The sequence below is a fragment of the Glutamicibacter sp. ZJUTW genome (assembly GCF_008370855.1).
In the GTDB taxonomy this organism is placed as follows: Bacteria; Actinomycetota; Actinomycetes; order Actinomycetales; family Micrococcaceae; genus Glutamicibacter; species Glutamicibacter nicotianae.
In genome coordinates, this window is sequence record NZ_CP043624.1 from 2,186,134 (window position 1) to 2,210,914 (window position 24,781).

Below are 24,781 nucleotides of genomic sequence, written 5' to 3' on the forward strand. Positions count from 1 at the left end.
CGCCCGGATTCTCCGCTTGTAACAGGTTGGAAACAATAGAGACACCATTCAGAAATGGATTATAGGTAAGCTTGATACGTAAGCAAGAGGACCAGGCAGATAATTCTGGCTACGGGTTCCGTTTACCAAACCTCATATCTCACCAGGGAGTCACCTGCACATGTTTACCAGTCCAGAAGAAGTCTTGGCATATATTGCCGAAGAGGACATCAAGTTCGTCGATATCCGTTTCACCGACCTACCAGGTGTACAGCAACACTTCAACGTGCCGGCCAAGTCCGTGGATGCCGACTTCTTCGTCAACGGCCAGCTCTTTGATGGTTCTTCCATCCGCGGCTTCGCCGGCATCTCTGAGTCCGACATGCAGCTGATCCCAGATGTCACCACCGGTTTCATCGATCCGTTCCGCCTGGAAAAGACCCTGGCCTTTAACTTCTCGATCATCAACCCACGCACCGGTGAGCCTTACCACCGCGACCCACGTGGCGTTGCCGAGCGTGCTGAGGCATACCTGGAATCCACCGGCATCGCTGACACCGCATTCTTCGCCCCAGAAGCTGAATTCTTCATCTTCGAAGACGTTCGCTACGAATCCAAGCCGCAGGGCGCGTTCTACTCGATCGATTCCGACGAAGCACCCTGGAACACCGGTCGCAAGGAAGAAGGCGGCAACCAGGGGTACAAGACTGCTTTCAAGGGCGGCTACTTCCCTGTTGCACCAACCGACAAGCAGGCCGACCTGCGCGACGCCATCTGCGTTGAGCTGGATAAGGCAGGCCTTGAGGTAGAGCGCAGCCACCACGAAGTTGGCGCAGCCGGCCAGGCCGAAATCAACTACAAGTTCAACACCATGGTGCACGCCGCGGACGAACTGATGCTCTTCAAGTACATCGTGAAGAACGTGGCCGACGCCTGGGGCAAGTCCGCGACCTTCATGCCGAAGCCTGTCTTCGGCGACAACGGCTCGGGCATGCACGTCCACCAGTCGCTGTGGTCCAACGGCGATCCGCTGTTCTACGACGAAAAGGGGTACGCCGGCCTGTCCGACACCGCTCGCTGGTACATCGGCGGCCTGCTGAAGCACGCAGACGCCGTGCTCGCGTTCACCAACCCAACCGTGAACTCCTACCGTCGTCTGGTCAAGGGCTTCGAGGCCCCGGTGAACATGGTGTACTCGCAGGGCAACCGCTCCGCTGGCATCCGCATCCCGATCACCGGTTCGAACCCGAAGGCCAAGCGCATCGAGTTCCGCGCCCCGGATGCTTCCTCGAACCCGTACCTGGCCTTCGCAGCGCAGCTGATGGCTGGCCTGGACGGCATCAAGAACCGCATCGAACCAGCAGAGCCAATCGACAAGGACCTCTACGAGCTTCCTGCCGAAGAGGCCAAGGAAATCCAGCGCGCACCTGAAAGCCTCGAAGAAGCGCTGAAGGCTCTGGAAGCCGACCACGAGTTCCTGCTCGAAGGCGGCGTCTTCACCGAGGACCTGATCCAGACTTGGATCGAGTACAAGCGTGAAAACGAAATCAAGCCACTGAGCCTGCGCCCGAACCCATACGAATTCGAGCTCTACTATGGCTGCTAATCACCGTCTCGTACGGTAACGGCTCAACGCCGGGTCCCGCCTGTTGGCGGGACCCGGCGTTGTTTCGTCTCGGGGTAGGCTGGCGTCATGAACATTACAACTTGGGTCAGGGTGCAGCGCGAAGACGGTGAAACCGTCGGTTATCTCGACCCAGCGGATCCCGACTACCAGCGGGTGACCCCGCGCAATGTCTTGGGCCACGCCGTAGCCGATGATTGCGACTACCTTGACGGCGAACAGCTGCTCGTCGAGCGCGGCATCAGCGAGTTGATGAATTCCTGGGTGCTGGATGCCGGATCCTGCGACGCTACTGAATTGCTGTCCATCGTGGAGGTCTCGCCCCACGGCATTGTGCTGGCCAATGCGTTGCGGGCTAAGGCATTGCAGCCTGCCGAACGCATCCATGTCCCGTGGCCTGATGTGGAGCATCGGCTGGCACCAGTCCAGCGCTGATACGGCGGCGGCTAGTATTCCTGCTTGTCGCCCTTGGCGGTCCACGCCTCGAAAGCGGCAAGGGCTGAAGGCATGTCAACCTTGGTGAAGGGGATGCGGCGTTGGCTCATGGGCAGTTCCAGCTCGGTGTAGATGAAGTTGTCGTCGAAACCGATGCTTGCCGCGTCCTGCCGGTCGTTGGCATAGTAGACGTGCTTGAATCGCGCCCAGTAGATGGCGCCGAGGCACATCGGGCACGGCTCGCAACTGGTGTACAGCTCGCACTGGGACAAATCGAAAGTCCCGAGCTCCTGCCCGGCTTTGCGGATCACATTGACTTCCGCGTGGGCTGTCGGATCGGAATCATGCACCACGGTGTTGTAGCCGGCGGCAATGACCTTGCCGTCCAGTACCACTACGGCCCCAAATGGGCCGCTGTCGTTGCTGCCCAACGCCAGCAACGACTGGTCGACCGCTGCCTGCATTAGCTGTGGATCCATGGCCTGCTCCCCTCGCACCATCGGCGCCATCAGGCACTGCGCAAACGCCGAACCGAAATCTGGATCTGGGTGCCTAGCATATCCCCTTATCAGACTCCGGTGCGAGGACTTCGGAAAATTGATGCTGTGGCGACCGCACCCTGCGCGCGGCGATGTCCAGAGTTATCGTTGGCGTAGCGCCCGTAGGTAGCGCCATCGAGTAAGCTTCTGTGCGCCCAGCAGCAGCCAGAAGACCGAACGCCAGGCCCGGCGATCCGACGCGTCCGTGAGCGAACGGATTTCCAAAAACACTGATGCCCCCAGCCGACGCAGGATGAACGCTTCCTCCCCGGAGACCGCGTGCCCGGGCAACGTTCGATAGGCGAATCCCACAACATCGCTGCGTTCAAGGACTTCCACAACCTCGACGGGCTCGTGGATGGACACCGGCCCCACCGGGACGATGATCTGCGGCTTGGCTCCGCTGCGGACTTTGTCCTGCGGGCTGATGCGAAATCCGCTGCGGGTCTTCACCTCCCAGCGCAGCAGCGCGACCGCGGCCTGCCCCCAGAATGCTTCGCCCGAGCCCAGATAGGCTTGGCGTTGCCACACCCGGTAGTGCCCGAGCTCAGGGTTCCACAGCTTCTCGCTGATCCGTGTCAGGGACATCCGGGTTAGTCTTCGAAGCCGTAGAACAGCTGCTCGAACAGGGCTCGCGAGTGCCTGGTGGCGCGCAGGTAGTCTTCTTCCAGTTCCATGCCGGTGTTCGGCTCATAGCCGCACCAGCGAGCCACGGCTTCCATATCGCGCGCCGAGCTGGGCAGCACATCGCTGGAACGTCCGGAGGTGATGATCTCGGCACTGCGGATCCGGGTAGCCAGCCGCCAGGCAGTCGCCAGCAGCTCGCTGTCTTGCTCGGAGATGAGCTCCAGTTTGGCCGATTCTTCCAACGCCTTGAGCGTGGATGTGGTGCGCAAGGATTCGTGTTTCCACGCGTATTGCAGCTGGTAGAACTGCACCAGCCATTCGATATCCGACAGCGAGCCGCGTCCCAGCTTCAGGTGGCGGTTCGGGTCGGCACCGCGCGGGAGCCGTTCAGACTCGACGCGGGCCTTGATCTTGCGGATTTCACGAATCTCCGTGTCTTCGAGCCCCTTTCCATAGCGCACCGGCTTGATCAGTTCCATGAAGTCTGCGGCCAACTGGTCGTCTCCGGCAAACGGGCGGGCACGCTGCAATGCCTGGCGCTCCCAGATTTCCACCCAACGCTGGTAGTAGCTGGCGTAGGCGTCAATCGACCGGACCAGCATGCCTTGGCGGCCCTCGGGACGAAGATCCGAGTCGACCTTCAATTTCACTTCCGCTGGAATCGCCGGCTTCAAAGGCTTCGAAGTCCACGACACCAGGTCGGTGACCACCCGAAGCGCTTGTTCCTGGGCGGCTTGGTCTTTGGCGCCGGGGACCGGACGCTGGACAAACAGAACGTCCGCATCGGAGCCGTACCCGATTTCCCGACCGCCTTGGCGGCCCATGGCAATGACCGCAATTACCGCATGCTCCCCGTGCTTGGCCTGGTCGTCAGCCAAAAGGACCTTCAGCACCCCGTCCACCATGGCGGCGTCAATGTTCGACAGGGCATTGCCGACTTCATCAACAGTTAGCAGGCCCGCTCCGTCGGCCAGCGCAACACGCAAGAACTCGCGGCGGCGCACCATGCGGATCATCCGGATGGCCGCCTCGGGCTGTTTTGTGCGATGGATGATGGAAGTGTTCTGCTGCAGCAGGTTCTCGAAGGTCTGCGGCGCCAATGAGGCGTCAGAGCCCAGCCAGGCGGCTGCGGCAGGCTCATTGGCCAGCAGATCAGTCAGGAAGCGCGTGTTCGACAGCAGATGGCTCAATCGCTCGGCGGCGGCATTCGTATCGCGCAGCATGCCGAGGAACCAATGGGACTTCCCCAGCGCCTCGCTGAGCCTGCGGAAGCCCAGCAAACCTGCGTCCGGGTCCACCCCGCGGGCAAACCAGTCCAAGAGCACCGGGAGCAATTGCCGCTGCAGGGAGGCGCTGCGCGAGACCCCGCCGGTCAAGGCTTCGATATGCCGCATCGCTGCCTTGGGGTCGAGATAACCCAGGGCGCGAAGTCGGGCCTGCGCGGATTCTGCGGTGAGCCTGACATCATCGGCCGAGAGGTTGGAACTGCTCACCAGCAGCGGCCGGTAGAAAATACGCTCGTGCAGCGAACGCACCATGCGCTTGGTTTCATTCCACCGGCGCATCAGCTTCTCCGGGCTGCTCGGCTGCAGGTCTCCGGCACCGCGAATTGATCGCGCCAGTACGCGCTGGGCACTTTCGGCCCGGGGCATCAAATGGGTTCGGCGCAATTGGCTGAGCTGGATTCGGTGCTCCAGCAAACGCAGGAAACGGTAGGAGTCATCGAAATTCGTGGCGTCGTCACGGCCAATGTAGCCGGTGTCGCTCATGGCTTGGATGGCCAGGGTGGTTGTTGCCACCTGAATGGCAGGTTCCACACGTCCATGGACAAGCTGGAGCAGCTGGACGGTGAATTCGACGTCGCGCAGCCCGCCGGGGCCGAGCTTGATCTGCCACGCGACGTCTTGCTTGTCGATGTTGTCGCTGACGCGGCGGCGCATCGCTTGGACCGATTCGACAAAACCCTCGCGTTCAGAACTGGACCACACCATGGGCGAGACCATGCGCTCGTAGGAGCGTCCCAGTTCCTTGTCTCCGGCTATGGCGCGGGCCTTGAGCAAGGCTTGGAATTCCCATGAGTGGGCCCAACGCCGGTAGTACGCTTCATGGGAAGAAAGCGTACGGGTCAACGCCCCGTCCTTGCCCTCGGGGCGGAGATTCGCGTCCACTTCCCACAGCATCGGCTCCGGTCCTGGCACCATCAGGGCACGCGCCGTGTTGCCGCAGATGACCGTGGCGATCGCGGCGGCGAGATCTTCGTCCATGCCCAGGGCTGAATCATGGACATAGATAACGTCCACGTCAGAGATGTAGTTCAGTTCACGTGCACCGCATTTGCCCATGCCGATGATGGTGATCTTCACCCGGTCGACGTCGTCCGCATCATATTGTTCGGCGGCTTCGGCCCGGGCAATGGCCAGGGCTCCTTCGAGCGCGGCCCCAGCCATGTCGGCCAGTTCGGCGGCAACCTTGGGCAGGATGCGCTGCGGCTGGGTGGATCCCAAGTCCCGGTGTGCCAGCGATAGCAAGGCCTTTCGGTAGGCGGTGCGCAAACGCTGGCGTGCTTCAGCACCGGTATAGGAAGAAACCCAGTGCCCGCCCTCGGATTCATTGGCCTCGATGGAAGCCAGCAAGTCCTCGACCAGTTGATCCGAGGGAACGGACTCGAATTCGCCTGGAGGAGCTTGGCGGACGATATCCAAGGCCTCGGGGCAGCGTATGAGGAACTCGCCCAGCGCCGACGAGCTGCCCAGGAGCCTTACCAGCCCTTGGCAGCTGGCCGGCTGCGTGAAGATGTCGATGGCTTCCGGATGCCGGTCAACCAACCTCAGCGCCAGCAGCAGCGCCTGATCCGGATCTGGCGCGTGCGCCATCTTGCTCACGATCAGGTGGGGATCAATCTTGGACAATTCCTTGGATTGAAGGAAATTCTTGGCCCGTTCGACGTCGCTGAAGCCAGCGTTGATCAATGCTCGCGAGGGTACTTCCGGCATGGTTTCTCGTGTTCTCCCGCATTTCGCCGCGCAGCTTCACGCGGCGAAGTCTCTAGAGGATTCCCAAATACTTGTTCAGTTCGTATGGGGTGATGACCTGGCGGTACTCTTCCCATTCGGTGCGCTTGTTCGACAGGAACGAGTTGAACACCTGTTCGCCGAGGATCTCGGCCATGAGTTCCGACTCTTCCATAGCGCGCAATGCGTCGTGCAGGCTGCCGGGCAGCGGAACGTGGCCCGAAGCACGGCGTTCCGCCGTGGAGAGGCTCCAGACATCGTCCTCGGTCGGCTCCTCCAGCTCGTAGTCTTCGCGGATGCCCTTCAGGCCGGCGCCGAGCAAGACTGCATAGGCGAGGTACGGGTTCGCTGCCGAGTCGATCCCGCGGTATTCGACGCGGGCCGACTGGCCTTTGCCCGGCTTGTAGAGCGGCACGCGGACCAGTGCCGAACGGTTGTTGTGTCCCCACGAACGGTGGCTCGGCGCTTCTCCCCCGCCCCACAAGCGCTTGTACGAGTTCACGTACTGGTTGGTGATGGCGGTCATTTCCGGCGCGTGGTGCAGGATGCCTGCGATGAAGGAGCGCGCCACGTCGGAGAGCTGGTATTCGCGGCCTGCTTCGAAGAATGCGTTCGCATCGCCTTCGAACAATGAGAAGTGGGTGTGCATGCCGCTGCCCGGATGGTCGGCAAAGGGCTTGGGCATGAAGGTCGCGTGGATTCCCTTCTGCATCGCCATTTCCTTGATGACGGTACGGAAGGTCATGATGTTGTCGGCGGTCTGCAGCGCATCGGCGTAGCGCAAATCGATTTCGTTCTGGCCCGGGCCGTTTTCATGGTGGGAGAACTCCACCGAAATGCCCAGGGCTTCCAGCGTGGTCACCGACGCGCGGCGGAAGTCCTGTCCCACGCCATCTGGCACATGGTCGAAGTAGCCGCCGTTGTCGATCGGCTGCGGACGGCCATTGGCATCCAGCTGATCGTTCTGCAGCAAATAGAATTCGATCTCCGGATGGGTGTAGCAAGTGAAGCCCATGTTGGAGGCTTCGGCCAGCTGGCGCTTGAGCACCTGGCGCGGATCGGCGTTGGATGGCTGGCCTTCCGGAGTCAGGATGTCGCAGAACATGCGGGAAGTCGGTTCAACCTCGCCACGCCAAGGAAGAATCTGGAAGGTGGCAGGATCGGGCTGAAGCAGCATGTCAGATTCCGAGATCCGGGACAGTCCGTCAATGGAGGAACCGTCAAAGCCCAGACCTTCTTCGAAAGCATCTTCAACTTCAGCAGGAGCCAGGGCCACGGACTTGAGTGAACCAACCACGTCGGTAAACCACATTCGCACAAATCGAACGTCGCGTTCTTCAATGGTGCGCAGTACGAATTCCTGCTGACGATCCATTTTCCACCACCTTCGGGATTCTGATATCCGGCGCTGATTACAACCGGCAAGAAAATTGACCTGTGGCAACACTATATCGGGTCAGGACGGTCCCCACGATCTGCATCGCCCTGTCCAAGTGCGATAAAGTCGTTTCATGCCACAACCATACCTAGGGATTCCTGAAAAAGGCCCGTCCCGTATCCGACTTCATCATTTGCAGAAGGCCAAGGACAATGGCGAAAAATTCGCGATGTTAACTGCTTATGACGTCATGATGGCCGAAATTTTCGATTCGGCGGGGATCGAGATCCTGCTGGTTGGCGACTCAGCCGCCAATACCGTCCTCGGCTACGAGTCCACGCTGCCGATCAGCCTCGACGAAATGATCGTCTTCACCAAAGCTGTTGCCAATGGCGCCAAGCGCGCGTTGGTCGTCGCCGACTTGCCGTTTGGCAGCTACGAGCAGTCTCCGGCACAGGCCGTGGCCACCGCGGTGCGCCTGATGAAGGAAGGCCATGCCCACGCGGTCAAGATGGAAGGCACCGCGCAATACGCCGAGCACGTTCGCGCCATGGTCCTTGCCGGTGTGCCCGTCATCGGGCACATCGGGTTCACCCCGCAGTCCGAGCATGCATTGGGCGGGTACCGCGTGCAGGGCCGCGGCGACGCCGTCGCGCAGATGAAGCACGACGCTGTCGCATTGCAAGATGCCGGCGCCTTCTGCATCCTGATGGAAATGGTGCCAAGCCCGGTCGCCGCCGAAATCGATGCCGCGCTGAAGGTCCCGACCATTGGCATCGGCGCCGGCAACTCCACCACCGGACAAGTCCTGGTCTGGCAGGACATGCTTGGCCTTGGCGGGGGCCGCACCCCACGCTTCGTCAAGAAGTACGCAGATCTGCGTGAGGTTATCGGCACCGCGGTGCGCGAATACCACCAGGACGTCGTAGCCGGCGCTTTCCCGTCCGCAGAGTACGAATTCAAGGAATGAGACTGGCTCACGCCGCATAGCACAATGGTGCGCTTCCAGGTTGCCCAACCCGGAAGCGCACCATCCTGCCATTCACAGCACCGCTGGGCCCGGTGCCTTCAGCGACTACTGGTCGTCTTCCTCCGCCTCGTCCCAGGCTTCATTGCGGGCCTGGACCTTCGCCATCGCGGCTTCGGCTTCAGCAACCGTGTCATATGGCCCGAGCAATTGCGACCAATCAGACTGCGGGCCCTTCTCCACGGTCTTGGTTGAGACGTTGTACCAGTACTGGCCTTCACCCGGGGTGCCAACTGAGCTCATGGAAAACTCCTCTAATCTCGAAACCTGCTATTGCTTCCACGGTATCCCAACCGGTGGAAAATAGGTGCAACACCACCAGTTCTTTCGGCTATCTCTTGGTGAGGCTGAAGATACCTGTAGCTAGAATAAAAGCATGGCTATTGCTTCAACTGCACCACTTGGAAATCTCACCGCCGGCACGGTATCCCCGGAACTTCCGGTACCGAAACACATCGAACGTCCCGAATACGTTGGCAAGAAGGAACCTGCCGCCAACACGGCTTCCGAAGTCAAAAGCCCAGAAGTCATCGAGCGCATCCGGATAGCTTCCAAGATTGCCGCCCAGGCGCTGCAGGAAGTGGGCAGGGCCTGCCAGCCAGGGATAACCACGGATCAGCTGGATCGTCTGGGCCATGAATTCCTCATGGATCACAACGCGTACCCGTCAACCTTGGGATACCGCGGATTCCCCAAGTCACTGTGCTCGTCATTGAACGAAGTCATCTGCCATGGCATCCCGGACACGACCGTGTTGCAAGATGGGGACATCATCAATATCGATATCACCGCTTATATTGGCGGCGTTCACGGCGACAACAACGCCACCTTCCTGGTCGGTGACGTGGATGAAGAATCCCGCCTGCTGGTTGAGCGCACCGAGAATTCGCTGAAGCGCGCCATCAAAGCCGTGATGCCAGGACGCGAGATCAACGTCATTGGCCGAAGCATTGAAACCTACGCCAAGCGGTTCGGCTACGGCGTGGTCCGGGACTTCACCGGCCACGGAGTGGGAGAAGCCTTCCACTCCGGATTGATCATTCCGCACTATGATGCGGCCCCCGGCTACAACACCCTGATTGAACCGGGCATGGTCTTCACCATCGAACCGATGCTCACCTTGGGCACCATCGAATGGGATATGTGGGAGGACGATTGGACCGTGACGACCAAGGACAAGAAGCGCACCGCGCAGTTCGAGCACACCCTGCTCGTCACCGACGACGGCGCCGAAATCCTCACGCTGCCATAAGCGACTGCCCAGCCTAGCGCAAACGCCAGTGTCCCCAGCCTCGAAAGGCTATGGGCACTGGCGTTTTGCTTTGTACGAAGGCGGCTAGTCGGCCGAAAGCGGACGCTGGGTTCCCTGCGGAACCTTGCCCCGGCGGTCGCGCAAGCGTGCAATGGCCGTCTCGAAATCCGTCAACGACTGGAAGTTATGATAGACACTGGCAAAGCGCAGGTAGGCGACCTCGTCAAGGCGCGATAGCGGCTCCAGAATTGCCAGGCCCACCTGGTGCGCCGGGATTTCGGCGGCACCGGAGGTCCGGACCGCCTCTTCGACTTCCTGGGCCAGGATTGCAAGGTCGTGATCGGTGACCGGACGGCCCTGGCAGGCCTTGCGGACGCCGTTGATGACCTTGTTACGTGAGAACGGTTCTACGGCACCGGACTGCTTGAGCACGTTCAGGCTCGCAGTTTCGGTAGTGGTGAAACGGCGCGAGCAGGCAGTGCATTGGCGGCGGCGACGGATTGAGACGCCGTCGTCGGCCACTCGACTATCGACCACTCGGGAATCGGCATTACGGCAATACGGGCAGTTCACGGCACCTCCATCTGTAGCCCAACAAGTATTCTCGCGCACCTGCGGCGGCAAGAATCAACTCATGTCACCTATCAGTTTAGCGTCTATTGCGCGTTTCGCACCGCGACCGCGTCGCCATGGGCCGGCAGGTCCTCGGCATTGGCAAGATTTATCACGTGAGCGGCCACTTCGCCCAGTGCCGCCTTGTCGTAGTTGATTACCTGGATGGCCTTCAGGAAAGTGTTCACATTCAGGCCCGAGGCGTGCAGCGCCGTGCCGCTGGTTGGCAGCACGTGATTGGAACCTGCGCAGTAGTCGCCCAAGGACACCGGAGAGTAGGCTCCGACGAAAATGGCACCGGCCGCGGTGATGCGGGCGGCGGTGGCTTCCGCGTCGGCCACCATGATTTCCAGGTGCTCGGCAGCGTACGCATTGCACACCTCGATGCCCTGCTCCAGGTCCTTGACCAGGATGATGGCAGACTGGGTACCCGACAGCGCTTCGGTCACGCGGGCCGTGTGCTTCGTGGCGGCTACCTGCTTTTCAAGTTCTTTGCGCACGCCGGCCGCCAGGTCCGGCGAATCGGTTATCAGCACGGCCGCAGCGTTGGCATCGTGTTCTGCCTGCGAGATCATGTCTGCGGCGACAAAGCCCGGGTCGGCTCCCTGATCGGCAAGGATGGCAATTTCCGTGGGACCTGCTTCAGCATCGATTCCCACCACGCCCTTCACCAGTCGCTTGGCGGTGGCCACGAACACGTTGCCCGGGCCGGAGATCACGTCCACCGGTTCGATGCCGCCGCGTTCGTCGTTAGGCACCTCCACCCCGTAGGCGAACGCTGCAACAGCCTGGGCGCCGCCCATGGCGTGCACCTCATCGATGCCCAGCAGCTTGGCCGCAGCCAGGATGGTTGGGTGCGGCAGGCCGCCAAATTCCTTCTGCGGCGGGCTGGCCAGGGCCAGCGAGCTGACCCCGGCAGCCTGGGCAGGCACCGCATTCATGATGACCGAGGAAGGATAGACGGCCAGGCCGCCTGGGACGTACAAGCCGACACGGCGCACCGGGACCCACCGCTGGGTGACGGTTGCACCGTTGGCGTAGCGCACTTCGGCGTCGTCTGGGCGCTGGGCCTTGGCGAAGACGCGGGCGCGGTCAATGGATTCTTCCAATGCCCGGCGGACCTTCGGTTCCAGTTCTTCCAGGGCACGGTCCAGTTCGTGCTGCGGCACGCGAGTGTGTTCCAGCTCGACATGGTCAAAGCGCTTGGACAGGTCCTTGAGCGTCTCCATGCCATGGGCGCGCACATCGTCGATGATCTGCTGTACTGCGTCGGCAGCGGTCTGGGAGTTCACCGCCGGGCGGGGCAGTTTGGCCTTCAGCTGCGCGTAGCTCAGGGATTCGTTGCGCCAATCGAGGGTGGCGAGTGCCGAGAATTCAGTTTCTGGAATAGTGCTCACCTTCCTAGTTTAACGCTGATGGCCGGGGAAGGTTTTATTAGTTACCTTCCCCGGTCATCGGGTCGGCCATTCGGGTTCCTACACGTCCAGGCAGTGCGGGCCGAGCAGGACCTTCAAATCGCCGAACAGCGCGGGGTTCGGGTTGACCCGGAAGTTCATGCCCAGGCGCATCAGCGAGGTGCCGCGGCTTCCGGTGAGCTTGACCCGCACCTCGGTGTTGCCGCTGTGCGTGCGCAGCACATCGCCGAGTTTCTGCACCAGGGTTTCGGTGGCCTTGTGGGTTGGAATGCCGATGACTACCGGTCCCCCGTTGGCGTCCTCGGAAATTTCCGGGATCATCATTTCCTGCGCGTTCAGGGTGATCGAGCCGTCATCGCGGCGCTGCACGCGTCCCTTGACCACTACGATCAGGTCATCGGCCAGGATCTCGGCGATCGGCTGGTAGGCCTGGCCGAAGAACATGACTTCCATTGAGCCGGAGAGGTCCTCGATCTCGCAGCGGGCATACGGGTTGCCGCTCTTCTTGGCGATGCGGCGCTGCAGGCCGGAAATCATGCCGGCGATCGAAATGATGTGGCCGTCCTGCGGACCGTCGTCCGAGAGCACGTGCGTGACCGGCATATCGGCGTACTGCTCCAGGGCGGAGCCCAGGCCCTGCAGCGGGTGGTCGGAGACGTACAGGCCGAGCATGTCGCGCTCGTAGGCCAGCTTTTCCTTCTTGTCCCAGTCGGGAATGTCGGGGATCGCCACATGCATGGACTCGGAGGATTCCTCGGCACCCAGGGCACTGAACAGGTCGAACTGGTTGGCGGCCTCGTTGCGCTTGACCTGGATCACCGAATCCACGGCTTCTTCGTGGATGGCCACCAGCGCCCGGCGCGGATGCTTCATGGAGTCGAAGGCGCCGGCCTTGATCAGCGATTCAATGGTCCGCTTGTTGCAGACCACGGCCGGGACCTTGCCCAGGAAATCGTTGAAGTCGTTGTAGTGGCCCTTCTCCGTGCGGGCTTCGACCATGCCGGCCACCGCGTTGGTTCCGACGTTGCGGATCGCGCCCATGCCGAAGCGGATGTCCTTGCCCACTGGGGTGAAGTTCAATGCCGATTCGTTGACATCCGGCGGCAGCACGGTGATGCCGATGTGGCGGCATTCGTTCAGGTACAGCGCCAGCTTGTCCTTGTCGTCGCCCACCGAGGTCAGCAACGCAGCCATGTATTCAGCCGGGTAGTGCGCCTTGAGGTAGGCGGTCCAGTAGGAGACGACGCCGTAGGCCGCCGAGTGGGCTTTGTTGAAGGCATAATCGGAGAAGGGCAGCAGGATGTCCCACAGGGTCTGCACGGCCTGATCGGAGTAGCCGTTGTCGTTCATGCCCTGCTTGAAGCCGGCGAACTGCTTGTCCAGCTCGGCTTTCTTCTTCTTGCCCATGGCGCGGCGCAGGATGTCTGCCTGGCCCAGCGAGTAGCCGGCCAGCTTCTGCGCAATAGCCATAACCTGCTCCTGGTACACGATCAGGCCGTAGGTGCCGCCGAGGATTTCTTCCAGCGGCTCGGCCAGCTCCGGGTGGATTGGGGTGACTTCCTGCAACCCGGTCTTGCGCAGCGCATAGTTGGTGTGCGAGTTGGCGCCCATGGGGCCCGGGCGATACAGTGCGATCACTGCGGAAATGTCCTCGAAGTTATCCGGGCGCATCATCTTCAGCAGCGAACGCATCGGGCCGCCATCGAGCTGGAACACGCCCAGGGTATCTCCACGGGCCAGCAGCTTGTAGGCCTCGGGGTCCTCGATGGTCAGGGTTTCGAGATCGATTTTCTTGCCGGTGTTGTACTCGATGTTCTCCAGCGCATCGGAAATAATGGTGAGGTTGCGCAACCCCAGGAAGTCCATCTTGATCAGCCCCAGGCCTTCGCAGGTCGGGTAGTCGAACTGGGTGATGACCTGGCCATCCTGGATACGGCGCATGATCGGGATGACGTTGATGATCGGGTCCGAGCTCATGATCACGCCGGCGGCGTGCACGCCCCACTGGCGCTTCAGCCCTTCCAGGCCCTTGGCGGTCTCGAAGACGCGTGCCGCTTCCGGGTCATTTGCCACCAGGTTGCGGAAATCGCCGGCTTCGGAGTAGCGCTTGGATTCCGGATTGTCGATGTCGTTGAGCGGGATGTCCTTGGCCATCACCGCCGGCGGCAGCGCCTTGGTCAGGGATTCGCCCATGCTGAATGGGTAGCCGAGCACGCGCGAGGAGTCCTTCAGCGCCTGCTTGGTCTTGATCGAGCCGTAGGTCACGATCATCGATACGCGCTCATCGCCGTACTTTTCGGTCACGTACTTGATGACCTCGGAACGACGGCGATCATCGAAGTCGACGTCGAAGTCGGGCATGGAAACACGTTCCGGGTTCAGGAAGCGCTCGAAGATCAGGCCGTGCCTCAGCGGGTCGAGGTCGGTGATGCGCATGGCGTAGGCGACCATGGAACCTGCACCGGAACCGCGTCCCGGGCCTACGCGGATGCCGTGGTCCTTGGACCAGTTGATGAAGTCGGCCACCACCAGGAAATATCCCGGGAAGCCCATCTTGATGATGACGTCCAGCTCGTAGTCCGCTTGCTTGCGCGACTCGTCCGGGATGCCGTTCGGGTAGCGGTAGTGCAGCCCCTTGTCGACCTCCTTGATCAGCCAGCTGGTCTCGTCCTCTCCCGGCGGGCAGGGGAACTTCGGCATGTAGTTGGCGTTGGTGTCGAAGGAGACTTCAACACGGTCTGCGATCTCCAGGGTGTTGTCGCAGGCTTGCGGCAATTCCTTGAACAGCTCGCGCATCTCGCGCGCCGACTTCAGGTAGTAGCCGGTGCCGGAGAAGGCGAAGCGGCTGCCACCCTGGTCGTAGGTGGGCTCGTCGAGCGTGGATCCGGAGTTGATGGCCAGCAGCGCTTCGTGGGCCTTGGCATCGGATTCGTGGGTGTAGTGCAGGTCGTTGGTGGCCACCAGCGGAATGTCCAGTTCCTTGGCCAGGCGCAGCAAGTCCTTGGTGATGCGGCGTTCGATCTCCAGACCGTGGTCCATGATCTCGCAGTAGTAGTTTTCCTTGCCGAACAGATCCTGCAGTTCTGCTGCGGCGGCCTTGGCAGCGTCGTACTGGCCCAGGCGGAGCTTGGTCTGCACTTCACCCGATGGGCAGCCGGTGGTGGCGATTATGCCTTCGTGGTGGTCGTTGAGCAGCTCGCGGTCCCAGCGGGGGTATTTGCCGAAAACGGAGTCCAGCGAGGCGCGGGAAGAACCCTTGAAGAGGTTGTCCATGCCCTTGTTGTTGTACGAGAGCAAGGTCATGTGGTTGTAGAGGCCGCCACCGGAGACGTCATCGCCCTTTTGCGATTCGTCGGTACGCCATTTCACGCGGGTCTTGTCATCGCGTGCGGTACCGGGGGTGACATAGGCTTCGACACCGATGATCGGCTTGACGCCGGCGCCGGTGGCCTGGCGCCAGAAATCGAAGGCACCGAACAGATATCCATGGTCGGTAATCGCCATGGCTTCCATGCCCTGCCGGTTGGCTTCAGCGAAGAGTTCGCCAAGCCGCGCCGCACCATCCAGCATGGAGTATTCGGTGTGGGTATGAAGATGGACAAATCCGTCACGTGTAGCACTCACCCAACCAGTCTAGCGATCAATCCTGGTCTTGGGCTCACCTCGGCGCGGTGCTGTGGCTAGCGCGACACAGGGTGCTGACGGCCAGTGGCCAGCAGCACCTTGGAGGCTAGTATCCGCCGTCGCGAAGCAGCTCGACGGCCCCTGCCAGATCCGCAGGATATTCGCTTTCGTATTCCATCCACTGGCCGGTCACCGGATGGGAAAAGCCCAGCCGCTTGGCATGAAGCCACTGGCGGGTCAGGCCCAGGGCGGCCCCCAGCTTGGGATCCGCGCCGTACGTCTGGTCTCCGGCGCAGGGATGGCCGAAGGCCGAGAAGTGGACACGGATCTGGTGGGTGCGTCCGGTTTCCAGATGCACCTCGACCAGAGAGGCCCGGCCAAAGGCTTCGATGACCTTGTAGTGGGTGACCGAGTCGCGTCCGCCTTCCAGGACGGCGAACTTCCAGTCGTGGCCCGGATGGCGTCCGATCGGCGCGTCGATGGTGCCCTCCATCGGGTCGGGCAAGCCCTGCACTACCGCGTGGTAGATCTTCTTCGGGGTGCGTTCCTTGAAGGCGCGCTTCAATTCGGTATAGGCGCGTTCGGTCTTCGCTACCACCATCAGGCCGCTGGTACCCACGTCCAGGCGGTGCACGATGCCTTGGCGTTCGGCGGCACCGGAAGTGGTGATGTTGTACCCCTCGGCCATGAGTGCGCCGACCACTGTCGGGCCGACCCAGCCTGGGGATGGATGGGCTGCGACGCCCACGGGCTTGTCGATGACCACATAGTCATCGTCGTCCGCGACAATCTTCAGCTCTTCCACTTTCTCAACCTTAATTTCTAATGGGTCTGCTTGCGGCGGGATGGTGACAACCAGCCGGTCGCCCGCCTTGATTTTCAAGGATTTGGTAATGGTGCGCCCGTTGACCTGGATCTGCGAGTCCTTGCAGAGGCTAGCGGACAAGGTTCGCGGGATCTGCAGGGATCGGGAGATATAGGCATCAAGGCGCGTGCCGGCATCGGCTGGTTCGACCAGCAGTTCGTGTATGGCGGTTTCCTTCGAGATCATGCGCTTGGTTCTGCTTCGCCCTTATCCGCCTGGTCCTTCTTGGGAGGATCGCCAATGCTGCCATCCAGGTTGCGGCCACGGATGAGCATGTACGCCACGGCGATCATGGAGCAGACAATGAACGAGTCTGCGACATTGAAGATCGCGAAGTGGTTGACGGACAGCATGTCCACCACATGCCCGAATCCGAAACCCGGTTCACGGAAGAGCCGGTCCACGACATTGCCCAGCACGCCTCCGAGCAGACAGCCCAGGGCGATGGCCCAGCTTCTGGCTAGCACCTTGCGGAAGAGCAGGTAGATGACATAGATCGCCACAGCGGATTGCAGGATCGCAAAGACGATCGTGAAGTCTTCGCCAATGGAGAACGCTGCACCGGGATTCAGGATGTAGTGGATGTTGAAGAACCCGGGAATCACTTCGATCGACTGCCCAAGCCGCATGTTCTGCTCAACGATAATCTTGACCGATTGGTCCAATACCAGCGCAATCAGAGCGATCACAAGGCCAAGGCCTACGTATTTCCTGGCCTTAGCGCCCGTGCTCCCGGATTGAACTGCGTCCACAGTGGTACCCATGATTTCCTCTTAAACGTCAACGGTGGTGACCGGAGTAAATCCGTACACCACCGTTGATCTTACTTGATAGCTAGATCAAGCCATGAACTGTCAGCGACTAGTTGGTCTTGCCTGCTGCGCCAGCATCGATCGAACCCTGGGACTCAAGGTCGCGCAGCTGTCCTTCGATGTAGGTCTTCAGGCGAGCACGGTAGTCGCGTTCGAAGCCACGCAGCTGCTCGAGCTTGCGCTCCAGTACCGACTTCTGCTGCTCAAGTGCCGAGAGGGTCTTGCGGCTCTTCTCTTCAGCGGTGGTGACCAAGGTGTTGGCTTCGGTCTTCGCTTCGGAGATGATCTTGTCGCGCTGCTCGACACCGGCGGCGACGTATTCGTCGTGCAGGCGCTGAGCCATGGACAGCACGTTGGCGGCAGATTCTGCGGATTCGGTGCGCGGAGCTGCAGCTGGTGCCGCTGCCGCGGCCGGAGCTGCAGGTGCCTTCTCTGCGGCAGCTGGCTTTGCTTCGGACTTCTTTTCCTCGGCTGGCTTGGCAGCCGGGGTTTCTGCCTTTGCGGGCTCTGCAGGCTTGGCTTCTGCCTTCTTCTCTTCAGCTGGCTTGGCAGCAGGAGTAGCTGGAGCGGCCGATACCGGCGCAGGAACAGCCTGTTCCTTCGATACTGAACCCGCATCTTCGCCGAGTTCGGCAAGGCGGCTGCGCAGAGCCTCGTTCTCACCGGTTAGGCGACGCAGTTCCACAACGATTTCGTCGAGGAAGTCATCTACCTCGTCTTGGTCGTAGCCTTCACGGAACTTGGTCGGCTGAAACCGCTTATTGACTACGTCTTCTGGCGTAAGAGCCATTGGGTCACCTCAATACTGGGATCATTTCCGCACGACCATTGTCTTGCCTTGCGAAACACTTACCGTTTTTGTCAGTGTCGCGACCGGTGAAGTCGGAGCACCATTTCCTAAAGGATATAACGATTTGGACAATTATTACGAAATCGAGCTTTCGCGCGAGTCTCTTATTCTCTGAATCTACAGCTTTTGACTGTTCAGGACAATCCCCGTGAAGCACGGAAATGCCCTAATCAGATCCCTGTACTGAGCCCAAGGTTACCTACCACCGCTTTAAGAATGATTACGACGATAAACAACACAAGAAACGACAGGTCAAGGCGGATTCCGCCAAGATCTAGGGGTTTGATCTTCCGGCGCAACCAACGCAGCGGAGGATCGGTAATTGACACGATTGCACTTGCGACAATCAATGCGATGCCTTTGGGTCGCCAGTGGCGAGCAAAGCTTTCCGTTACATCCAACACAATTCTCATCAAAAGCAGAATTTGGAGGATGGCTAACGCGAGATAGATGATCCCGAACACCATTTTGTGCGTTTGCTCCTGGTGTCTTAGCTCTGGTTAAAGAAGGTTGCTTGCGCTTCGGACTGCTTGCGGTCTTCGCCGAGAACCTCAACGGTTGCCGGCGAGAGCAGGAAGACTTTGTTCGTAACTCGCTCGATGGAGCCATGCAGGGCGAAAACAAGACCCGCCGAGAAGTCTACGAGGCGCTTGGCATCGGTTTCACCCATGTCGGTGACATTCATAATCACCGGGATGCCGTCACGGAAGTTCTCACCGATGATCTTGGCATCGTTGTAAGAACGAGGGTGGACGGTAGTAATCTGACGCAATTCGGAATCCTCATCCCGTACTGAAGGGGCACGCTTAATAGGGGTGACCGGAGCACGGTATTCCGTCTCTGGTTCTCTAGCTTGAGTTTGCGGCGCAGCTGGCCTCGCGGCAGGCTGTGGGCGTGGGGCTTCGGCAGGTCGCTTCGGAGCAGTGTCCTCAACCACCCGAACTTGGGTTTTGGGCTCAGCGTTTTGTGTCTGGGTCTCGTCCTGCTCGACGGCATCCGCCAAGCCGAGATAGACCATTGCCTTACGCAGTCCGTCAGCCACGATGTTTCTCCTCGTTTATCCCATGCATGCAACCCCATTGCATGCTTCCGCTAACTTCGACGCTACCGCACAAAATAATGCTGGCATCGTTCATTCGTTCAATTATTGGCGGTGTGTCGCGCACGCCTACGCAGCGGTCCAGATGAGACCGGCAAGGCGTCCGGAACGGCTTGAGCGTCGGTAGGAATAGTAGTTCTCATCTTCCAAAGTGCAGACTCCGGATTGCCGGACATCGACTCCGAGTCCGCGCAGCTCATCTTCGGCTGATGCCGGAAGATCCAGTCCCGGAGTTCCCCAGCGCGTCGCGGTGCGAATCCCGGGTCTCAACTGCTCGGATTCCTGGGCCATATCTTCGGGAACTTCATAGCATCGCCCGCAGATCGAAGGGCCAATCACAGCTTCCATCACATCGGCACCATGGGCTCTCAGGGCCTCGACGGTATTTTCCAGAATCCCGTCGAGCAGACCGCGCCGCCCGGCGTGGGTCGCCGCACTCAGGGTCTGCCCGCTTTGCGAGTTCCGGCCAACGAACAGAACCGGAAGGCAATCGGCCACCATTACCGCCAGGGGTTGGGCACCCGTGGCGTCCAGCAAGCCGTCGCAAGTTGGCGCTGCTGGTTCCAGCCAGGACGTGCGTTGCACCGGTTGCACTTCATGGACATCGGCGGAGTGCACCTGGTTCATGAAGTTCAGCGAGAAGCGTCGAACCCCGATCAAGTCTTCCAGCCTGGCCCGGTTCTCCGCCACGAGGCGGGGATCGTCGTTCACGTGCAGGGCAAGGTTGCCCTCGGCCTGCGAAGTGAATGCCAGTTGGATACTCGGATCGAGGTTCGACGCGAAATGTAGCACTGCTCAGCTTCTTGCTGTTTTTACTTCAGGAAGTCCGGGACATCCAGGTCGTCGTTGGAGCCGTTCAGGTCCGAGTCGACAACATCTGGAAGGTCCTGGAAGGAGCTGGACTGCTCTGCGGCAGCTGGCTTCTCCTGGGCAGCCTGGGCCGGCTTCGCAGCTTCGGTTGGAGCCGGTGCCGGGGTTTCAGGAATGCTTGCTGGCACCTGTTCGGCCGGGCGCGAGGACACAGCTGGCTTTGCTGCGGCCGGGGCCATTGGCTTGCTGGTGACATCTGGCTCGTCGAAGCCGGCAGCAATCACGGTGACGCGTGCTTCATCGCCCAGGGCGTCGTCGATGACGGCACCGAAGATGATGTTGGCTTCCGGGTGGGCAACTTCCTGCACCAGACGTGCAGCTTCGTTGATTTCGAACAGGCCCAGATCCGAGCCGCCCTGGATGGAGAGCAGAACGCCATGGGCGCCATCGATGGAAGCTTCGAGCAATGGCGAAGCGATAGCCAATTCGGCGGCCTTCACTGCGCGATCTTCGCCCCGCGCCGAACCGATGCCCATCAATGCCGAGCCGGCGCCCTGCATGACGGACTTCACGTCGGCGAAGTCGAGGTTGATCAGACCCGAGGTGGTGATCAAGTCGGTGATGCCCTGAACACCGGAGAGCAGAACCTGGTCTGCCTGGCGGAATGCGTCCAGCACCGATACGTTGCGGTCCGAAATGGAGAGCAGTCGATCGTTAGGGATAACAATGAGGGTATCGACTTCGTCACGCAGAGCTTCGATTCCCGACTCGGCGGAGTTCGCACGACGACGGCCTTCGAAGGTGAATGGACGGGTGACCACACCGATGGTCAGCGCACCAAGCGAGCGGGCGATGCGTGCCACGACCGGCGCGCCACCGGTACCGGTGCCGCCGCCTTCGCCGGCGGTCACGAAGACCATGTCGGCGCCGCGCAGGACATCTTCGATTTCTTCTACGTGATCTTCTGCTGCCTGGCGTCCCACATCCGGGTTGGCGCCAGCGCCCAGGCCACGAGTCAGTTCGCGTCCTACGTCCAGTTTGACGTCGGCATCACTCATAAGCAGAGCCTGGGCATCGGTGTTAATGGCGATGAATTCCACGCCCTTGAGACCGACTTCGATCATTCGATTGACTGCGTTTACACCGCCACCGCCGATTCCGACGACTTTAATGACCGCGAGGTAATTCTGTGGAGCTGCCACGTCCCGCTTCCCTTGTTAGATGTGCTACATATTTCACGACTCCAGCCAAAAACCTTAACCTTTAGCCTTAAGGTTAAGAATCTGTCAAGCTGTCGTTATTAGAAACGCTATGAGTCGAGTGGTCTTTCTGCAACGACCGCCTAGGCGTGTCGCTTATTCAAGACTATCTTTCCAGAATTTCTTGGCTTATTGGTCTTCCCGCGCCCAGAGCGCCGCGACTTAATACACCACGGGATTTTCCGGGTTGGTGACGTCGATTGTCGTCTTGGCCGCATGCTTTTTCTCGAGCTCTTTCAAGAAAATCAGTGCAACTTCATTTTTCAGGGCCGCCTTCTTCGCGTCTCCCCAAATCAACGTGCGGTTCTTCGGCAATGCCAATTCGGCAAAGCCGGCCTTGGACAGCGATGCGGTTGACACTTCTTCGAGCACTTTCTTGTCAACCGTGCTCAAGATACCGGTCAGCAGCTTGAACTGCTCAGCATCGGCAGTGACGTCACTGGCCTTAATCTTGGGAAGCTTGTCCTTGTCCTTCTTGCCGACGGTGCGAAGCTTCTTGCCTGTCTCGGAAACCAGGTATTCCTTCTTGCCTTCCAGCAAGATCGCCACCGGGACGGCTTCGATCACCTCCACCACCAAGGTATTGGGCATCTGCGCCTTGACTACGATCTCATTGATGGCGGGCTGGTCTCCGATGAGCTCCTGGACCTTGGCTTCGGAGATCCGCGGCAGCGGGGTGCCCTTCAGCGGTTCCAGGGACTCCCCCAACTTCTTGGAATCCACCAGCTTGGTGCCAGTGACTTCAATCTTCTTGGCAGCGATCACCGGCGAGAAGCTCAAGATCAGAACTGCAGCGAGGCTGAGCACGACAATGCAGGCCGCGACAATAATCAGGATCTTGCGCCGCTTCTTCTCCGGGTTCTCCGGAAGTTCTACGACTTTTGCTGCTTCACCCATGGATCACCTTGGTAGACGGAATGGGGCCGATCGCTGCGGCCCGGGACTCTGGACGGAAGTTGTCAGCTCAGGGACTTCACGATGTCTGGGCCCAGCGCGGTAACATCTCCAGCGCCAATGGTCATGATGACATCTCCCGGCTCGGCCTGCTCAACCGCATGCGCAACCGCGGCTGCCGGCACCAGAACCTGCGACGGGACTTCGATGCGCGAGGCAATCAATTCGCTGGTTACCCCTTCGATCGGCTCTTCACGTGCCGGATAGATATCCAGCACGGCTACCGAATCAGCCAAGGACAAGGCCTGCGCAAATTGGCGGTAGAACTCCTGGGTGCGGCTGAACAGGTGCGGCTGGAAAACAACGTGCAGCCGGCCGTTGCCTGCCACGGTGCGACCTGCAGTCAAAGCAGCCTGCACTTCGGTGGGGTGGTGCGCATAGTCGTCGTAGACCCGGACACCAGCAGCCTCTCCCTTGAATTCGAACCGACGGGCTGCACCGGAAAAGCTGGAGAGCGCCTGCAGCGCTTCGTCGACATCCACGCCTGCGTCGATGCCGACTGACAGCGCGGCGGCGGCGTTGAGCAAATTGTGCTGGCCGGGCACTGCCAGGTCCATGATGCGGCTCTGTCCGCTGCCCCATTCGATGGTCGCGGTGAACCGGCCATCGTCGGTGGCGCGGGCGTCGGACAGCCTGCGGTCGGCATGTTCACTGAAGCCATAGGTCTGGACCCGGATATCCGGGCGCTCTGCGCGCATCTTGTGCGCCAAGGCATTGGCTCCTTCATCGTCGGCGCAGCAGATCAGCAGGCCGTCGGCTGGCAGCAGCCGGGCGAAGTCGGCGAAGGCCTGGTGCACCGCTTCAGCAGTGCCGTAGTGGTCCAGGTGATCGGCCTCTACGTTGGTCACGATGATGACGTCCGGCCGGTAGTTGAGGAAGGAGGCGTCGGATTCGTCGGCTTCCGCCACAAAGTAGGATCCGGCACCGAGTTCGGCGTTGGTGCCCAGGCTTGGAATGTTCGCGCCTACCGCGAAGCTTGGACGTGCGCCGATGGTCTTGAGCATGTGCGCGGTCAGCGAAGTGGTGGTGGTCTTGCCGTGGGTGCCGGCGATGGCCACGATCTTCTCGTGGCCGCGCATCGTTGCTTCCAGGCCTTCGGAGCGGTGCAGGATGCGCAGTCCGCGACGCACGGCTTCATCGTATTCCGGATTGCCTGCTTTGATGATCGAGGAAATCACCACGGTGTCAGCGTCGCCCAGGTTCGCGGCATCGTAGCCTACATGGATGCGTGCTCCTCGCTCGCGCAGCCCGTCGAGCACCGGCAGATCCTTGGCATCGGTTCCGGAGACGGTCAGTCCGTAGTCGAGCATCAGCCGTGCAACCGCTGATACGCCAACCCCGCCTACACCCATCAGGTGCACCTTGCCCAGATCGGAGTTCAGTTCGTCGGCTCGCAGTGCCATGGTTCTAGCCTTCCTGACCCGCACGGCGGCGGGTTGAAACTTCTTCAATAATCCGTCGCGCCATGATCTGCGCGGCGTCGCGCTGCCCCAGTGAGGCGGCGGCGTGAGACATCTTTTCAAGTTTATGCTGATCGGCCAGCAGATTGATGACATTTTCGGTGATATAGGACTTTGTGAATTCAGCGTCAGAAACCAGGACCGCTCCCCCGGCGGCTACCAGTTCACGGGCGTTGAGCTTCTGCTCGCCATTGCCGATAGGCAGCGGGACCAAAACCGAGGCGGTACCGGCGACGGCCAATTCGCAGACGGTGCCTGCACCGGAGCGGCAGATCATCAAATCCGCGACTGCGTACGCGTAGTCCATGCGATCCACGTATTCGATCTGGGTGTATCCCTCATGGACGAGCTGCTCGCCGGCGGCATCGCGAACCTGCTTGTCGCGTCCGGTGATGTGGATGGTGTGGATGCCAGCTGCGTCCAGCTCGTCAAGGGACTGCGCAATGGCTGTGTTGATGCTCTGCGCTCCGGAAGATCCACCGGTAACCAGCAGCACTGGCTTCTCGCCGGTGACACCGAAGTGCTCGCGGGCTGCTTCGCGCAATTCCGCCTTGACCATGGTCGCCACGTTGGAGCGCATCGGCATGCCTACCTGCACCTCGCCGGGCAGTCCTGTGTTGGCGAAGGTGGTTCCGACAAATGCAGCGTTCTTTGCGCCCAGCTTGTTGGCCATGCCCGCAACGGAGTTCGCCTCGTGCACGAAGATCGGCAGCTTCAGCTGCTTCGCGGCCAGGTAGGCCGGAGTGCAGACGTATCCTCCTACGCCCAGAACCGCTTCGGCCTTGGTGGCGCGCAGAACCTTCTTGGCGTTATTGACTGCCGTGATGAAACGGAATGGGAACTTGAGCAGATCGGCGTTGATGCTTCGCGGCATCGGTGCCTTCGGAACGAATTCCAACGGGTAGCCGGCTTCGGGCACCAGCTTCGTTTCCAGGCCTCCGGGAGATCCCAGGGCAGTGACCTGTGCGTCAGGCTGCTCGGTCTTCACGGCATCAGCGATGGCCAGCATGGGCGAGATATGCCCGGCTGTTCCGCCGCCGGCGACCACTAGGCGAAGTGCTTCGCTCATTTGTTGCTGTACTCCTTCGACCTGCCTGGGGCAGGATCAATGTCCACCGCATATCCGGCGATGGTCTCTGCTTCTGATAA

The 24,781-nt window shown here is 60.6% G+C and carries 22 protein-coding genes; 4 read left to right on the forward strand and 18 right to left on the reverse strand.

Annotated elements, in window-relative coordinates; translation table 11 throughout:
* Positions 1-160: 160 nt before the first annotated feature.
* Both glnA (F0M17_RS10300) and F0M17_RS10305 read left to right on the forward strand, forming a co-directional pair.
* Positions 161-1,585: a type I glutamate--ammonia ligase gene (glnA, locus tag F0M17_RS10300; protein WP_038993839.1), complete on the forward strand. Its 1,425-nt coding sequence runs from the start codon at positions 161-163 to the stop codon at positions 1,583-1,585.
* An 87-nt stretch (positions 1,586-1,672) separates the two neighbouring features.
* Positions 1,673-2,038, forward strand: coding sequence for a hypothetical protein (locus F0M17_RS10305; RefSeq protein WP_149597073.1), 366 nt, complete (start codon positions 1,673-1,675; stop codon positions 2,036-2,038).
* 11 nt (positions 2,039-2,049) lie between these two features.
* On the opposite strand, the gene F0M17_RS10310 is transcribed toward F0M17_RS10305, so the two are convergent.
* The 4 genes from F0M17_RS10310 to glnA (F0M17_RS10325) form a co-directional block, all read right to left on the reverse strand.
* Entirely contained in the window at positions 2,050-2,517 is a 468-nt protein-coding gene (locus F0M17_RS10310; protein ID WP_038993847.1) for a nucleoside deaminase, read from the reverse strand.
* A 162-nt stretch (positions 2,518-2,679) separates the two neighbouring features.
* Positions 2,680-3,165, reverse strand: a complete 486-nt coding sequence (locus F0M17_RS10315) for a DUF1990 family protein (RefSeq protein ID WP_149597074.1) — start codon at positions 3,163-3,165, stop codon at positions 2,680-2,682.
* 5 nt (positions 3,166-3,170) lie between these two features.
* Complete coding sequence (locus F0M17_RS10320; RefSeq protein ID WP_149597075.1) at positions 3,171-6,197, reverse strand: bifunctional [glutamine synthetase] adenylyltransferase/[glutamine synthetase]-adenylyl-L-tyrosine phosphorylase; 3,027 nt, start codon at positions 6,195-6,197, stop codon at positions 3,171-3,173.
* Positions 6,198-6,249: 52 nt separating this feature from the next.
* The gene (glnA, locus tag F0M17_RS10325; protein ID WP_038993843.1) at positions 6,250-7,590 is read right to left on the reverse strand and encodes a type I glutamate--ammonia ligase; all 1,341 of its coding nucleotides are present in this window, start codon (positions 7,588-7,590) and stop codon (positions 6,250-6,252) included.
* Positions 7,591-7,726: 136 nt separating this feature from the next.
* Here glnA (F0M17_RS10325) and panB point away from each other — a divergent pair, with 136 nt between their 5' ends.
* The gene (gene panB, locus F0M17_RS10330; protein WP_038993844.1) at positions 7,727-8,563 is read left to right on the forward strand and encodes a 3-methyl-2-oxobutanoate hydroxymethyltransferase; all 837 of its coding nucleotides are present in this window, start codon (positions 7,727-7,729) and stop codon (positions 8,561-8,563) included.
* A gap of 105 nt (positions 8,564-8,668) precedes the next feature.
* Here the strand turns inward: panB and F0M17_RS10335 are convergent, their stop codons facing one another.
* Entirely contained in the window at positions 8,669-8,863 is a 195-nt protein-coding gene (locus F0M17_RS10335; protein WP_038993845.1) for a hypothetical protein, read from the reverse strand.
* A 133-nt stretch (positions 8,864-8,996) separates the two neighbouring features.
* Here F0M17_RS10335 and map point away from each other — a divergent pair, with 133 nt between their 5' ends.
* Entirely contained in the window at positions 8,997-9,872 is an 876-nt protein-coding gene (gene map, locus F0M17_RS10340) for a type I methionyl aminopeptidase (RefSeq protein WP_073706025.1), read from the forward strand.
* 84 nt (positions 9,873-9,956) lie between these two features.
* On the opposite strand, the gene nrdR is transcribed toward map, so the two are convergent.
* The 13 genes from nrdR to murG all read right to left on the reverse strand — a co-directional run bounded on the left by nrdR (position 9,957) and on the right by murG (position 24,701).
* On the reverse strand, positions 9,957-10,445 hold the full coding sequence (nrdR, locus tag F0M17_RS10345) for a transcriptional regulator NrdR (RefSeq protein ID WP_073706024.1): 489 nt from the start codon (positions 10,443-10,445) through the stop codon (positions 9,957-9,959).
* An 83-nt stretch (positions 10,446-10,528) separates the two neighbouring features.
* Complete coding sequence (gene hisD / locus F0M17_RS10350; protein WP_149597076.1) at positions 10,529-11,881, reverse strand: histidinol dehydrogenase; 1,353 nt, start codon at positions 11,879-11,881, stop codon at positions 10,529-10,531.
* 78 nt (positions 11,882-11,959) lie between these two features.
* Positions 11,960-15,523: a DNA polymerase III subunit alpha gene (dnaE, locus tag F0M17_RS10355; protein ID WP_073706022.1), complete on the reverse strand. Its 3,564-nt coding sequence runs from the start codon at positions 15,521-15,523 to the stop codon at positions 11,960-11,962.
* A 106-nt stretch (positions 15,524-15,629) separates the two neighbouring features.
* Positions 15,630-16,574: an RluA family pseudouridine synthase gene (locus tag F0M17_RS10360; RefSeq protein WP_073706021.1), complete on the reverse strand. Its 945-nt coding sequence runs from the start codon at positions 16,572-16,574 to the stop codon at positions 15,630-15,632.
* Entirely contained in the window at positions 16,571-17,077 is a 507-nt protein-coding gene (gene lspA, locus F0M17_RS10365; protein WP_233125262.1) for a signal peptidase II, read from the reverse strand. The genes F0M17_RS10360 and lspA overlap by 4 nt, the downstream gene beginning before the upstream one ends.
* Positions 17,078-17,249: 172 nt before the next feature.
* Positions 17,250-17,990 (reverse strand): DivIVA domain-containing protein, encoded by a 741-nt coding sequence (locus F0M17_RS10370; protein WP_038990514.1) that lies wholly within the window; start codon positions 17,988-17,990, stop codon positions 17,250-17,252.
* Positions 17,991-18,220: 230 nt separating this feature from the next.
* Positions 18,221-18,517, reverse strand: a complete 297-nt coding sequence (locus F0M17_RS10375; protein WP_073706020.1) for a YggT family protein — start codon at positions 18,515-18,517, stop codon at positions 18,221-18,223.
* Positions 18,518-18,540: 23 nt separating this feature from the next.
* The gene (locus F0M17_RS10380) at positions 18,541-19,092 is read right to left on the reverse strand and encodes a cell division protein SepF (RefSeq protein ID WP_038990516.1); all 552 of its coding nucleotides are present in this window, start codon (positions 19,090-19,092) and stop codon (positions 18,541-18,543) included.
* A gap of 126 nt (positions 19,093-19,218) precedes the next feature.
* Positions 19,219-19,941 carry a polyphenol oxidase family protein gene (locus F0M17_RS10385; RefSeq protein ID WP_121867022.1) on the reverse strand — a complete coding sequence of 241 codons (723 nt, stop codon included), beginning with the start codon at positions 19,939-19,941 and terminating at the stop codon, positions 19,219-19,221.
* A 20-nt stretch (positions 19,942-19,961) separates the two neighbouring features.
* Complete coding sequence (gene ftsZ, locus F0M17_RS10390; protein ID WP_073706018.1) at positions 19,962-21,161, reverse strand: cell division protein FtsZ; 1,200 nt, start codon at positions 21,159-21,161, stop codon at positions 19,962-19,964.
* A 219-nt stretch (positions 21,162-21,380) separates the two neighbouring features.
* On the reverse strand, positions 21,381-22,115 hold the full coding sequence (locus F0M17_RS10395; protein ID WP_073706017.1) for a cell division protein FtsQ/DivIB: 735 nt from the start codon (positions 22,113-22,115) through the stop codon (positions 21,381-21,383).
* A gap of 62 nt (positions 22,116-22,177) precedes the next feature.
* On the reverse strand, positions 22,178-23,575 hold the full coding sequence (gene murC / locus F0M17_RS10400; RefSeq protein WP_038990520.1) for a UDP-N-acetylmuramate--L-alanine ligase: 1,398 nt from the start codon (positions 23,573-23,575) through the stop codon (positions 22,178-22,180).
* Positions 23,576-23,579: 4 nt separating this feature from the next.
* The gene (murG, locus tag F0M17_RS10405) at positions 23,580-24,701 is read right to left on the reverse strand and encodes an undecaprenyldiphospho-muramoylpentapeptide beta-N-acetylglucosaminyltransferase (RefSeq protein ID WP_073706015.1); all 1,122 of its coding nucleotides are present in this window, start codon (positions 24,699-24,701) and stop codon (positions 23,580-23,582) included.
* Positions 24,702-24,781 lie beyond the last annotated feature (80 nt).

What these genes read in the sequence shown, in the direction of transcription:
- glnA (WP_038993839.1), top strand. Translation starts at nt 161, where the DNA reads ATGTTTACCAGTCCAGAAGAAGTCTTGGCATATATTGCCGAAGAGGAC.
- F0M17_RS10305 (WP_149597073.1), top strand. Translation starts at nt 1,673, where the DNA reads ATGAACATTACAACTTGGGTCAGGGTGCAGCGCGAAGACGGTGAAACC.
- F0M17_RS10310 (WP_038993847.1), bottom strand. Translation starts at nt 2,517, where the DNA reads ATGGATCCACAGCTAATGCAGGCAGCGGTCGACCAGTCGTTGCTGGCG.
- F0M17_RS10315 (WP_149597074.1), bottom strand. Translation starts at nt 3,165, where the DNA reads ATGTCCCTGACACGGATCAGCGAGAAGCTGTGGAACCCTGAGCTCGGG.
- F0M17_RS10320 (WP_149597075.1), bottom strand. Translation starts at nt 6,197, where the DNA reads ATGCCGGAAGTACCCTCGCGAGCATTGATCAACGCTGGCTTCAGCGAC.
- glnA (WP_038993843.1), bottom strand. Translation starts at nt 7,590, where the DNA reads ATGGATCGTCAGCAGGAATTCGTACTGCGCACCATTGAAGAACGCGAC.
- panB (WP_038993844.1), top strand. Translation starts at nt 7,727, where the DNA reads ATGCCACAACCATACCTAGGGATTCCTGAAAAAGGCCCGTCCCGTATC.
- F0M17_RS10335 (WP_038993845.1), bottom strand. Translation starts at nt 8,863, where the DNA reads ATGAGCTCAGTTGGCACCCCGGGTGAAGGCCAGTACTGGTACAACGTC.
- map (WP_073706025.1), top strand. Translation starts at nt 8,997, where the DNA reads ATGGCTATTGCTTCAACTGCACCACTTGGAAATCTCACCGCCGGCACG.
- F0M17_RS10360 (WP_073706021.1), bottom strand. Translation starts at nt 16,574, where the DNA reads ATGATCTCGAAGGAAACCGCCATACACGAACTGCTGGTCGAACCAGCC.
- F0M17_RS10370 (WP_038990514.1), bottom strand. Translation starts at nt 17,990, where the DNA reads ATGGCTCTTACGCCAGAAGACGTAGTCAATAAGCGGTTTCAGCCGACC.
- F0M17_RS10375 (WP_073706020.1), bottom strand. Translation starts at nt 18,517, where the DNA reads ATGGTGTTCGGGATCATCTATCTCGCGTTAGCCATCCTCCAAATTCTG.
- F0M17_RS10395 (WP_073706017.1), bottom strand. Translation starts at nt 22,115, where the DNA reads ATGGGTGAAGCAGCAAAAGTCGTAGAACTTCCGGAGAACCCGGAGAAG.
- murC (WP_038990520.1), bottom strand. Translation starts at nt 23,575, where the DNA reads ATGGCACTGCGAGCCGACGAACTGAACTCCGATCTGGGCAAGGTGCAC.
- murG (WP_073706015.1), bottom strand. Translation starts at nt 24,701, where the DNA reads ATGAGCGAAGCACTTCGCCTAGTGGTCGCCGGCGGCGGAACAGCCGGG.